Source organism: Janthinobacterium sp. BJB301 (assembly GCF_002735685.1).
GTDB classification, from domain to species: Bacteria; Pseudomonadota; Gammaproteobacteria; order Burkholderiales; family Burkholderiaceae_D; genus Janthinobacterium; species Janthinobacterium lividum.
The window spans coordinates 950457-963362 of record NZ_PDZJ01000001.1 but is presented as its reverse complement, the minus strand read 5'-3'; the positions used below and the strand labels follow the sequence as shown (position 1 = coordinate 963362).

Genomic DNA, 12906 nt, shown 5'->3' with positions numbered 1-12906 from the left:
CGCACCCCGACCCACCGCCACCCAGGGCCCAGATGAAAAAGCAAGTTCGGGAACAGCTGAAGCAGCAACTGAAAGCCGACCGCCAGGTCGTCATTGCGGCCTTCCAGGCCGACGGCAAGCCTGAAAAACTGCTACGCAGCCTGCGCCACAGCGTCGACGGCGTGCTGGCGCGTGCCTGGCAGGAAGCCGGCTTGCCGCCCGGCACGGCCCTGGTCGGCGTGGGCGGTTATGGCCGCGGAGAACTGTTTCCCTATTCCGATGTCGACCTGCTGATCCTGCTGCAACAGGCGCCCGATGCGGCCACGCAGGAAAAGCTCGAGGAACTGGTGCAACTGCTGTGGGATCTGGGCCTGGAAATCGGCCACAGCATCCGCACAGTGGATGAATGCATGGTCGAATCGAAGGCCGACATCACCGTGCAAACGAGCTTGCTCGAAGCGCGCCTCGTGTGCGGCAACGCGGACCTGTTCGCGCAATTGCAGCAGCGCTATGACGCGGCCATGGATCCGCAGGCATTCTTCCAGGCGAAAACGGCGGAAATGCGCCAGCGCCATGCCAAATACGAAGACACGGCCTTCAGCCTGGAACCGAATTGCAAGGAAAGCCCGGGCGGCCTGCGCGACTTGCAGGTGATCCTGTGGGTAGCCAAGGCGGCCGGCTTGGCGAACTCGTGGCGCACGCTGGCCACGGGCGGCCTGATCACCCTGACGGAAGCGCGCCAGTTGATGGAAAAAGAACGCGCCTTCAAGGATATCCGCGTGCGCCTGCACCTGCATGCGGGACGGCGCGAAGACCGCCTCGTGTTCGACGTGCAGACGGCCATCGCCGAATCGCTGGGCCTGCAAGCGACGGGCAGCGGGCCGCACATGCGCCGCGCCAGCGAATTTCTCATGCAGCGCTACTACTGGGCCGCCAAGACGGTGACTCAACTCAACACTATTCTGCTGCAAAACATCGAGGCACGATTGTTTCCGCAAGACGACGTGGCTGTGCCCATCAACGAACGCTTCAATGAAGTCAACAGCCTGATCGACATCAGCGCCGACGATACGTTCGAGCAATACCCATCGGCCATGCTGGAAGTCTTCGTGCTGATGACGGAACGCCCCGCCCTGAAGGGCATGACGTCGCGCGCCACGCGGGCCCTGTGGCATGCGCGCTTCAAGATCGATGGCGCCTTCCGCCAGGATCCCGTCAACCGCGCGCTCTTCCTGCGCATCATGCAGGCCCCGGTCGGCATCATCCATGCGCTGCGGCGCATGAACGAGATGAGCATCCTGGGGCGCTACCTGCCGAATTTCCGCCGCATCGTGGGCCAGATGCAGCACGACCTGTTCCACGTGTACACGGTCGACCAGCACATTTTGATGGTGGTGCGCAACATGCGCCGCTTCACGATGAGCGAGCACGCGCACGAATATCCGTTCTGCAGCCAGCTGATGGCCGATTTCTCGCAGTCGTGGCTGCTGTACGTGGCGGCCCTGTTCCACGACATCGCCAAGGGCCGCGGCGGCGACCACTCGAAGCTGGGCGTGGCCGACGCCACCCAGTTCTGCCAGGACCACGGCCTGTCGGAAGAAGACACGGAACTGGTGGCTTTCTTGGTGGAAAATCACCTGACCATGTCGCAAGTGGCGCAAAAACAGGACCTGTCCGATCCCGACGTCATCGCCGCCTTTGCGAAAGTGGTCAAGGACGAGCGCCACCTGACGGGCCTGTACCTGCTGACGGTGGCCGACATCCGCGGCACCAGCCCGAAAGTGTGGAATGCCTGGAAGGGCAAGCTGCTGGAAGACCTGTACAAGATCACCCTGCGCGTGCTGGGCGGCGAGCCGCACACGGCCGATCGCGAGCTGAAGAACCGCCAGCAGGAAGCGCTGGCCACCCTGCGCCTGTACGGCTTGCCGCCGGATGCTCACCTGAAACTGTGGCAGCAGCTGGACGTGGCGTATTTCCTGCGCCACGACGCGTCCGACATCGCCTGGCAGACGCGCTCGCTGTATGACAAACTCGACAGCAAGTTGCCGGTGGTAAAATGCCGGCTGGCGCCCATAGGCGAAGGCTTGCAGGTGGCCGTGTACATTCCCGACCAGCCCGACCTGTTCGCGCGCATCTGCAGCTATTTCGACCGCAAGAACTTCAGCATTCTCGACGCGAAGATCCACACGACAAAGAATGGCTATGCGCTCGATACGTTCCTTGTCACCGAGCAAAACTTCGCCAAGAGCTACCGCGACATCATCAGCCTGATCGAGCATGAGCTGGGCGAATTGCTGCAGTCGCAAACGCCGCTGCCGCCACCGGGCAAGGGACGGCTGTCGCGCCTGTCGCGCACCTTCCCCTTCCAGCCGACCGTGGATTTGCGGCCCGATGAAAAGGGCCAATACTATTTGCTGTCGGTAGCGGCCAACGACCGCACGGGCTTGCTGTATGCGATTGCCAACGTGCTGACCAAGTACCGCATTAACTTGCACACGGCCAAGATCATGACCCTGGGCGAACGGGTCGAAGACGTCTTCCTCGTCGACGGTCCCGCGCTCAACAATGCCCGCAACCAGATATTGCTGGAAACCGATTTACTCGATGCGCTAAAGGTTTGATGACCTCCCGCGCAGCGCCTACCTTTACTGAAACTGAAACAACATGACCGAAGAATTATTACGCTTGTCCAAACGCATGTCCGAACTGGGCCTGTGCTCCCGCCGCGAAGCCGATGAATGGATCGCGCGCGGCTGGGTCCGTGTGGACGGCAAGGTGGTGTCCGAACTGGGCAGCAAGGTCTACCCGAGCCAGAGAGTCACCGTGGAACGCCAGGCGGCGGCCGAGCAATCGAAGCGGGTGACCGTGCTGATCAACAAACCGGTCGGCTATGTCAGCGGCCAGGCGGAAGACGGCTACACGCCTGCCGTGGCCCTGATCAAGGCGGAAAACCGCTGGGCGGAAGACCGCAGCCCGGAACAGTTCCACCCCACGCAGCTGCGCAGCCTGGTGGCGGCCGGCCGCCTGGACATCGATTCCGTCGGCTTGCTGGTCCTGACGCAGGACGGCCGCGTGGCCAAGCAGCTGATCGGCCACGATACCGATATCGACAAGGAATACCTGGTGCGCGTGAGCTACACCAAGGGCGGCACCCTGCCCGACAGCGAACTGAAAAAGCTCAACCATGGCCTGTGGCTCGACGGCAAGCCGCTGTTGCCGGCCAAGGTGCGCTGGCAAAACGAAGACCAGCTGAGCTTTACCCTGCGCGAAGGCAAGAAACGCCAGATCCGCCGCATGTGCGAAGCCGTGGGCCTGAAAGTGCTGGGCCTGAAACGCGTGCGCATCGGCAAGGTCAAGCTGGGCGACTTGCCGACAGGGCAATGGCGTTACCTGAGCGCGGACGAACAATTTTAAGCGGCGACATCTGGATGGCATGCCGCACGGCGTACCATTCCGCATAAGCAACAGGAATATAGTGATATAAAAACAATTATTGTGATTTACTTAGTAAATATTGCTTTAAACCTATACACTATTCCCCATTAGAACAAAAGAGATACGCTGTCGTGAACGATCCCATTCCCAATCCCCTGCGCAAAGGCGCGCCCAGCCTGGCTGACGTGGCCGAGCCTATGGCGCCCGGCACCAAGCCGCACCATATGAGCGATCCGTGGGATATCGGCGAAACCCTGTGCAGCCTGGCTGACAATGGCGACGCCATCTCCATCTACCCGACGGGCGGCGAAGACGTCATCATGGCGCGCATCCTGTCCGTCGACGACGACTTGCCGCAATTCGTGCTGGAACTCAATGAAGGCGCTACCCTGCCCGAAGGCGGTGCCACGTTTGTATCGTGGGTGCAAAGCGCCAAGCTGCAATTCACCATCAATGGCGAATGGCAGGCGTATCCCGAGCGGCCGAACGTGTATCTGACCAACTTCCCCAGCCATTGCCTGGTGCTGGAACGGCGCGAATCGACGCGCCTGGAAACGCCGCTGGGCGTGTACTACCTGGCCGCCTTCGTGCTCGAGGGCCGTCCGTATGAATTGCAGCTGTATGATTTCTCGGCCGGCGGCATCGGCATGCGCGCCCATCCGCGCGACACGGTGGGCCTGTACGTGGGGCGCAAGCTGTCGCGCGTGCGCCTGGAACTGGGGCCAAACAAGGTCATGATCGCCGACCTGGAAATCCGCCTGTCGCGCACCTTCCGCTCCTTCCTGCTGGGAGAACAGGTGCAGATCGGCTGCCGCTTCCTGAACCTGACGGATGCCATGCAGGATGAATTAAAGATGCTGCTGGATAACTTGGGCAGCAGCCGCAAGGTACGCTAGGTTTGCTTCAGGCATAAAAAATGGCCGCCCAGCTCATGCTGCGCGGCCATTGTTTTATCGTCGACTGGTATGCGGCGCCTAGTCGTCGTCGTTTGGGTCGAGATCCGGGAACATGACTTCCGTATAGCCGAACTGGGTAAAATCAACGATACGCATCGGATACAGAATGCCGTGCAAGTGGTCCACCTCGTGCTGCACCACGCGGGCATGAAAGCCGTCGCAGTCGCGGCTGATGGGCTGGCCGAACTGGTCCACGCCTTCGTAATGCAGTTCACTCCAGCGCGGCACGCTGCCGCGCAGGCCGGGCACGGACAGGCAGCCTTCAAAGCCCTCTTCCTTGCGTTCCGACAAAGGCGTCAGCACAGGGTTGATCAGCACGGTTTCCGGTACTTGCGGCGCGTCAGGATAGCGCAGGTTTTGCTTGAAGCCGTAGATCACCAGCTGCAGGTTGACGCCGATCTGCGGCGCCGCCAGGCCCGCGCCATTGGCCGCATGCATGGTGTCGAACATATCGGCGATCAGGGCATGCAATTCGGGCGTATCGAATTCACGCACAGGCTCGGCCATGCGCAACAAACGCGGATCGCCCATCTTGAGGATTTCACGTACGGTCATTTTACTTCCAGTGCCGATTGCAGTTCTTGCAAGTAAGTGCGGAAGGCCGCGCCCGTTTCCGGATGTTTCATGCCCATCGCCGTCGTTGCCTTCAGGTAGCCAAGCTTGGAGCCGCAATCATAACGCTGCCCCTGGTAGCGGTAAGCCAGCACGCGCTCTTCGCGCATCAGGGCGGCGATGCCGTCCGTCAACTGGATTTCGCCGCCGGCGCCCGTGCCGATATTTTCCAGGTGGTTGAAGATACGGCTGGTCAGCACATAACGGCCCACCACGGCCAGCGTCGATGGCGCCTCTTCGGGCGCAGGCTTTTCCACAATGGCCGAGACCAATTCGAGGTCCGGCTGATAATTCTTTGCCGAGACAATACCGTACTGCTTGGTTTCCGCGCGCGGCACATCCTGCACCGCCAGCAGCGAGCAATTTTCATACTGGAAGACATCGGTCATCTGCGCCAGCACGGGGCGCACGCCCTCTTCCACATCCATGAAATCGTCGGCCAGCAAGACGGCAAACGGCTCGTCGCCGATCACGGGACGGGCGCACAGCACGGCATGCCCCAGGCCCAGCGGCGCCGACTGGCGTATGTAAATGCAATTGATGTGCTTGGGAATGACGTTTTGCACCATGTCGAGCAACTGGCGCTTGCCGGCCGCTTCCAGTTCCGACTCCAGCTCGTAGGCCGTATCGAAATGGTCTTCGATAGCGCGCTTGTTGCGGCCCGTAATGAAGATCATTTCCGTGATGCCGGCCGCCACCGCTTCTTCCACCGCGTACTGGATCAATGGCTTGTCGACGATGGGGAGCATTTCCTTCGGTTGCGCCTTGGTCGCTGGCAAGAAACGGCTGCCCAGGCCGGCGACGGGGAAAACTGCTTTTCTGATTTTTTTCATGGGTCTTCTGTAGTATTTTGAATGATTAGTCCTGCGCCAACAGAGCCAGCAAGCCAGCCTCGTCGAGTATGGCCACACCCAGCTCCTGGGCCTTGACCAGCTTGCTGCCGGCATCCGAACCGGCCACGACATAGCCTGTCTTCTTCGATACAGAACCGCTGACCTTGCCACCGGCCGCCTCGATCAGCTCCGCGGCTTCGTCGCGGCTCATGTTGGGCAAGGTGCCCGTCAGGACGAAAGTCTTGCCGTCCAGTTTGCCGCCAGCGGCTGGCATTTCAGGCAATTGTGACAGTAATTCATTTCGCAGGGCGTCCAGTTGAGCAAGCAGCTTGACATTGCCCTCATCGGCCAGCCATTGCGCCAGCGATTCGGCCACGGCGGCGGGCAAGCCCGCGTGGAAGCTGGCGCCTTGCGCAGCCAGGCTGGCCAGGGTCACGCCCCGCTCCACCAGCTGCTTGCTGCGCGGCTCCGTCAGCTTCGGGATGCCGATGGCGGCCAGCAAGGTGGTCTGCTCCAGCTGCGTGCGCAGCTTGGCGCTGGGCGCATGTTCGCCCTGGGGCGTGACACCCGCGTCAAGCAATGCCTGCAGCGCCTGCTGGTTCTTTTCTTCCGCAAAGAAGTCGGCGATCGATTCGGCCACCGTACCGCCGATATCGGGCAGCACGCGCAGCAAGGCCGCCGGCGCTTTGCGTACATACGCCAGGCTGCCCAGCCATTCGGCCAGGGTCTTGGCCGTCGATTCTCCCACGTGGCGGATGCCCAGCGCGAACAGGAACCGTTCAAGCGGCGGGCGCTTGCTCGCCTCAATGCCGACCAGCAGATTTTCCGCCCACTTGGTAGGAATCTTGCCTTGTTGCACTGTTTCAGGCGTCGAACCGTCGCGCTCGTCGGCGCGCACTTTCATTTCCAGCAGTTTATCCAGGGTCAGGCCGTACAGGTCGGCCAAGCCATGCACGTATTCCAGTTCGACCAGGGTATCGATATAACGTTCGCCCAGGCCTTCGATATCCATCATGCGGCGGCCCGCAAAATGGCGGAACGCTTCCTTGCGCTGCGCCGAGCAGAACAGGCCACCCGAGCAGCGGGCAATCGCCTCGCCCTCTTCACGCACCACGTGCGAGCCACAGACGGGGCACGCTTCCAGCATCTTGAACGGCAGCGGCGCCGGTTCCGGGCGTTTTTCCAGCACCACGCTCAGCACTTCGGGAATCACGTCGCCGGCGCGGCGCACGATGACGGTGTCGCCCACGCGCACATCCTTGCGCAGCACTTCATCTTCATTGTGCAAGGTGGCGTTGGTCACCGTCACGCCGCCCACGGACACGGGCGCCAGGCGCGCCACGGGTGTCATGGCTCCCGTGCGGCCCACCTGGATATCGATGCCCAGCACCTGCGTCAGCGCCTCTTCGGCGGGGAACTTGTGCGCCAGCGCAAAACGCGGCGCGCGCGACACAAAGCCCAGTTCCTGCTGGTCTTCCGTCGCATTCACCTTGTAGACGACGCCGTCGATTTCGTAGGGCAAGACGGGCCGGCGCGCGCCGATATCGGCGTAGTATGCCAGCAAGCCCTGCGCGCCCTGCACTACCTTGCGCTCCTTCGACACGGGAATGCCCAGCGTTTCGTACCAGTCCAGCAAGGCCGAATGCGACACCGGCATGGCGGCACCATCGAGGGCGCCGATGCCGTAGGCATAGAAACGCAGCTTGCGCTGCGCCGTGATGCGCGAATCGAGCTGGCGCAGGCTGCCGGCGGCCGCATTGCGCGGGTTGGCGAATTCCTTCTGCCCCGCTTCGCGCTGGCGTTCGTTCAAACGGGCAAAATCGGCCTTGAACATCATCACTTCGCCGCGCACGTCGAGCACGGCCGGAATCTTGTCGCCAAGCAGGCGCAGCGGGATGCCGGAAATGGTGCGGATATTCGCCGTCACGTCTTCGCCCGTGGCGCCGTCGCCGCGCGTGGCCGCCTGCACGAACAGGCCGTTTTCATAGCGCAGGTTGATCGCCAGGCCGTCGAATTTCACTTCGGCCGCGTAGTCGACCTCTGCACCGTCAAGGTCCAGGCCTTCGCGCACGCGGCGGTCGAAATGGACGATATCGTCATCGGAGAAACCATTATTCAGCGACAACATCGGCACCGTGTGCGTGACTTGCTCGAATTGCGGCAAGGGCGCCGCGCCCACGCGCAAGGTGGGCGAATCGGGCGTGCGCAGTTCGGGATGGGCCGCTTCCAGCGCTTGCAGTTCGACAAACAGCTTGTCGTACTCGGCGTCGGGGATGGTGGGATTGTCGAGCACGTGATAGGCGTGCAGATGCCGATTGAGTTCGGCCGTGAGTGCCAGGACGCGCTGGGCGGCGTCCTGGTTGATCGGATCAGTCATTGTTGCGGGATTCTTCAGCTAAATAAACGCAGGGCGCGGGTGGAGCCGGCCGGAATGTCGGCCGCGTCCATTTCCTGGTAAAACTCTTGCACCTGGCCGGCGATCTCGGCCAGCGCCGCATCGGACAAGGCCTGGTTGTAATCGTCGACGATGGTCGCGTCCAGGCGGCCCATCAATGCCTTGGCGCAGGCGACCATGGCGCCGAAGCCGTCGCGTGCAGGCGCCACGCATGGCACATCCAGCAACAGGGTCAGGCGTGGCGTCGTTTCTTCGGCCAGGGTGACATTCGTCGACAGCGAGAACAGATAGCCGCCGTCGCCGTCCGGCATGACGAAACGGCCATCAGGACGCACGTCAAAGCCCTGTTTTTCCAGCGCGAACAGCAAGGTGGAAATGGCCCATGGCGCGCCATTCGTGTGCAGGTTCACGCCCAGCTGGGCATCGTGACCGGCCACGAAACGGTGCAGATTGCGCGCTTCAGCCATCACTTCCATCATGTCGGGCACTTCCGGCTCGGCGCCGATCTCGTCGGCCACACCGCGCAGGCGCGTGACCAGTTCCGAGTATTCCAGTTCATTCAAGGCCGTGCTGCGGCTGGCCAGCTGCACGCCGCCCTGCATCTTGGTGTAGACACCGCCATGCGTGATCGGTTCCCAGTCGCCATTCACGTGCAAGCCGATGAAGTGCACGGGCTTGTTACCCACCAGGCGCAGGGTTTGCAGCACGGGCAGGATCTTGTCGCCGCGCACGGGCGCTTCCAGCGACAGGGGCAGCAGGCAATCGATCAGCGGGTCGACCAGGCTGGTCGCCTGTTCGCTGGCGGCGCTGACTTCCTGCTGCGCCGGCGCGGCAGGCGTGGCGGGTGCAGGGTTGGCATCGGCCAGCGACGGTTCCGCATGCACGGGCGCGTCAGGTACGGGGGCCGCTGGCGGTGCGCCGAACGATGGTTCGGCCTTGGCGGCGGGCGCCGCGTCGAAGCGCGGCTCCTGGCGCAAGACGGGTTCCTGGGCTTCCACCGCGGGGGCGTCGCCCTCGCGCATCAGCACGTCGTCGTGGTCAGTGGAAAAAGCCCGTTCCACGCTTTTCTTGGCCTTGTATTCCTGCCATTTGTTATACGAGAAAACGCCGACGATAAAGACGCCGCCGGCGCCGAACAAGGTAATTTGAAGGTCTGTCATGCTGCTTGTGCCTCGGTTGCAAAATTTGCGGCGGACTCCATGTCCACCGCCACGATGCGCGATACGCCCTGCTCCTGCATCGTCACACCGATCAATTGATGGGCCATTTCCATCGCAATCTTGTTATGCGAAATGAAAAGGAATTGGGTCTGGTCGGACATGCGCTTGACCATGCGGCAGAAGCGTTCCGTGTTCGAATCGTCCAGCGGTGCATCGACTTCGTCGAGCAGGCAGAACGGCGCCGGATTCAGGCGGAACATGGAAAACACCAATGCGGTCGCGGTCAGCGCCTTCTCTCCACCCGATAACAGGTGGATGGTGGCATTTTTCTTGCCGGGAGGCTGCGCCATGACTTGTACACCGGAATCGAGAATCTCGTCGCCCGTCATGGTCAGTTTCGCCTGGCCGCCGCCGAACAGAATCGGGAACAGCTCGGAAAAGTGGTGGTTGACCTTGTCGAACGTGTCTTGCAGCAAGTCGCGCGTTTCCTTGTCGATCTTGTGGATCGCGTCTTCCAGCGTATTGATCGCTTCCGTCAGGTCGGCATTCTGGGCATCGAGGAAATTCTTGCGCTCGGATGCCTGCGCCAGCTCGTCCAGCGCGGCCAGGTTGACGGCGCCCAGGCCCGTGATGGCATTCGTCAAACGCGTCACTTCGCCCTGCAGATACGACGGACGCATGTCCGGGTGCAATTTTTCCGTCAGGACAGCTTCATCGGCGCCCGACTCCAGCAATTGCTGGGCGAATTGCTCCTGGTTCAGGCGCGCGGCCTGTTCCTTGAGCTGCATTTCCATGATCTTGTCGCGCTGCGGCTGCAGACTGCGTTCCGATTGCGTGCGCGCATCTTCGGACAGGCGCAGCTGCTGCGTGATCTGATCGAGCTCATGGCGCGCATCGGCCAGCGCCCGCTCCTGCGTCGTGCGGCGCTCGAGCAAGTCCTGCAAGCCGTCGGCGGCCGCGCCGCTTTCCAGGTTGGCCAGTTCCAGTTCGCCCGCCTGCAGGCTGGCAGTCACTTGCTGGGCCTGCGTACTGGCCGTAGCGATGTTGCGGCGCAACTCCTCGATCTTCGCGCGCTGGGCTTTTTCCGCGTATTCCGTATCCTTGGCGGCCCGCTCCAGGTCGCGCAAGGCTTCGCGCGCTTCGGCCAGGCGCTGTTCCTTCTGCAGGAAGTCCGTATGGCCGTCTTCGTACGCTTCCTGCAAGTTGCCCAGTTCCATGTCCAGCTGTTCGAATTTTTCTTCCGATTCCAGCTTGGTCTGCATCTGTTCCGCTTCCTGGGCGGCGATTTCGGCCAGGTCGGCGCCGATCTGCGTGCTGCGCTGGTTGAAACGCGCTTCCACTTCCGACAATTTGACCACGTCGAGCTGCAAGGTATGCACGGAGGACGTCAGTTGCTGGATGCGCAGGCGCAAGTCGGACAAGTTGCGCGTCAAGGCACCCACGGCCGCGTCGGCCCGCACGGAACGGGCGCGCGCCTCTTCGGCCAGCAATTGCTGGGCGCGCAACTGTTTGCCGATATTCTCGATTTCCTGCTGGCGGCCCAGCATGCCTTCCTGCTCCGAATCAGCCGCATAGAAGCGCACGCTGGTGGCAGTGACCACGTGACCGGCACGCGTGACGAAGTAGCCGCCTGGCGGCAATTTTGCGCGTTCGGCCAGGGCTTCGGCCGCGTCTTCCACGGCGTAGGCGTTATACAGCCAATCCTGCAGCAAGCCGCGCAAGCCCGGATCATTGAGTTTGAGCAAGTTCAGGAACGGTTTCAGACCCGCCACTTCCGGCATCGGCAGCGGCGCCACGGTGGATGGCGCATACAGGGCCAGCTTGGCCGGCGGCGCGTCGGCAAAGAATGCCTTGGCCCAGTCGATGTTCGACAGTTGCAGGGCCGACGTGCGCTCGCGCAAGATCGATTCCATGGCCGCTTCCCAGCCCGCTTCGATCTGCAGCTTTTGCCACAGGCGCGGCAAGGTGTCGAGCTCGTGTTTTTTCAGCCATGGCTGAACCTTGCCCTGGGTCTGTACCCGTTCCTGCAATTGCTTCAAAGCGGAAAGACGCGCTTCCAGCTGGGCGTTGGCGGCTGTTTCGGCATTGACCTGCGCCTGCGCCTCCATCCGTTCCTGCTCCAGCTTCGGCTGCTGCTCCAGCGCCTCTTCCAGGTAGAAACCCTGTTCTTCCAGCGTTTGCTGCTTTTCTTCCAGCTGCAGTTTCAGGTTTTCCAGATGGCTGCTGTCGGGCAAACTCAGGCTGTTCTTTTCCTGCTGCAGGCGCTCGCGGCGGCTCAAGAGACTGGCCAGGATGTTCGAGGCGTTGCGCTGGTGTGCCGATTCCAGTTCCAGCTGCTGCTGGGCCTGCATGATCCGTGCGCGCGATTCCGTGCTCTTGTTTTGCGCGGCGCGCCAGGCGGCGTCGAGCTCGGGCAATTGCTCGCCCTTCTGCTCCGCCATCATTTGCGATTGCTCGACCTTGGCAGCCAGCTCTTCGAGATGAAATTCCGCCTCTTCGATCTGTTCCTGATATTCGCCGCCTTGCTGCGTCCACTGGTCGCGCTGGGCCGTCAGTGTCGCCAGCTGCGCCTGCAGGCGCGCGCGCGATTCGATGACGAACTTGATCTGCGCTTCCAGGCTGCCGATTTCCGCATTCGTCTGGTACAGATGGCCTTGCGCCGTGTGCAAACGGTCGCCCACGGCAAAGTGCGCCTGGCGCATCTGCTCGAGGGTCAGTTCCACATTGCGCAGCTTGGCCGTCTGCTCTTCCAGGTCCGTCTGCGCCTGTTCCACTTCGCGGAAATAGCGCGTCTGCTCGTTTTGCGCCTCGTTCTTGCGCAGCAACCACAACAGTTTCTGTTTTTCTTCCTGGTCCGCCTGCAAGGCGTGGAAACGGGTGGCCACGGCCGCCTGCGCTTCCAGCTTTTCCAGGTTGGCATTGAGTTCGCGCAAGATGTCTTCCACGCGCAGCAAATTCTCGCGCGTGTCCTGCAGGCGGTTTTCCGTCTCGCGGCGGCGTTCCTTGTATTTGGAGACGCCGGCCGCCTCTTCCAGGAAGACGCGCAATTCTTCGGGGCGCGATTCGATGATGCGCGAAATCATGCCCTGGCCGATGATGGCGTAGGCGCGCGGACCGAGGCCCGTGCCAAGGAAAATATCCTGGATGTCGCGCCGGCGCACGGGCTGGCCATTGATGTAATAGGTGGACGTGCCGTCGCGCGTCAGGGTGCGCTTGACGGCGATCTCGGCGTACTGGCCCCATTGGCCCGAGGCCTTGCCATCGTTGTTGTCGAATACCAGCTCGACCGAGGCGCGGCCGGCCGGCTTGCGGTGCGTGGAGCCATTGAAAATGACGTCCTGCATCGACTCGCCGCGCAGTTCCGACGCTTTCGATTCGCCCAGCACCCAGCGCACGGCGTCGATGATGTTCGACTTGCCGCAGCCATTCGGCCCGACCACGCCCACGAGCTGGCCTGGCACCTGGAAATTGGTGGGATCGACGAAAGACTTAAATCCCGACAACTTGATGGAAGAGAGACGCACGTGTTTTAGAGT

8 protein-coding genes are annotated in these 12906 nt (G+C 62.0%); 3 read left to right on the top strand and 5 right to left on the bottom strand.

Annotation, left to right across the window (positions count from 1 at the left end; translation table 11 throughout):
• The first annotated feature begins 32 nt into the window (after nt 1–32).
• From CSQ91_RS04340 to CSQ91_RS04330, 3 genes are all read left to right on the top strand, one after another.
• A complete protein-coding gene (locus tag CSQ91_RS04340; protein WP_099387468.1) occupies nt 33–2600 on the top strand; it encodes a [protein-PII] uridylyltransferase in 2568 nt (855 codons plus the stop codon).
• A 43-nt stretch (nt 2601–2643) separates the two neighbouring features.
• Complete coding sequence (locus CSQ91_RS04335) at nt 2644–3393, top strand: pseudouridine synthase (protein WP_034752263.1); 750 nt, start codon at nt 2644–2646, stop codon at nt 3391–3393.
• 152 nt (nt 3394–3545) lie between these two features.
• Complete coding sequence (locus CSQ91_RS04330; protein ID WP_080753528.1) at nt 3546–4310, top strand: flagellar brake protein; 765 nt, start codon at nt 3546–3548, stop codon at nt 4308–4310.
• A gap of 78 nt (nt 4311–4388) precedes the next feature.
• On the opposite strand, the gene def is transcribed toward CSQ91_RS04330, so the two are convergent.
• From def to smc, 5 genes are read right to left on the bottom strand one after another with little or no spacing between them, the layout of a single operon-like run.
• Complete coding sequence (def, locus tag CSQ91_RS04325) at nt 4389–4925, bottom strand: peptide deformylase (RefSeq protein ID WP_034752265.1); 537 nt, start codon at nt 4923–4925, stop codon at nt 4389–4391.
• Nucleotides 4922–5815 carry a UTP--glucose-1-phosphate uridylyltransferase GalU gene (gene galU / locus CSQ91_RS04320; RefSeq protein ID WP_034784160.1) on the bottom strand — a complete coding sequence of 298 codons (894 nt, stop codon included), beginning with the start codon at nt 5813–5815 and terminating at the stop codon, nt 4922–4924. The genes def and galU overlap by 4 nt, the downstream gene beginning before the upstream one ends.
• A 25-nt stretch (nt 5816–5840) precedes the next feature.
• Nucleotides 5841–8192 (bottom strand): NAD-dependent DNA ligase LigA, encoded by a 2352-nt coding sequence (gene ligA / locus CSQ91_RS04315; RefSeq protein ID WP_099387467.1) that lies wholly within the window; start codon nt 8190–8192, stop codon nt 5841–5843.
• Nucleotides 8193–8206: 14 nt separating this feature from the next.
• Nucleotides 8207–9370 carry a cell division protein ZipA C-terminal FtsZ-binding domain-containing protein gene (locus CSQ91_RS04310; RefSeq protein ID WP_099387466.1) on the bottom strand — a complete coding sequence of 388 codons (1164 nt, stop codon included), beginning with the start codon at nt 9368–9370 and terminating at the stop codon, nt 8207–8209.
• Entirely contained in the window at nt 9367–12894 is a 3528-nt protein-coding gene (smc, locus tag CSQ91_RS04305) for a chromosome segregation protein SMC (RefSeq protein WP_099387465.1), read from the bottom strand. Before smc ends, CSQ91_RS04310 begins: the two co-directional genes overlap by 4 nt.
• Between the last annotated feature and the right edge of the window lie 12 nt (nt 12895–12906).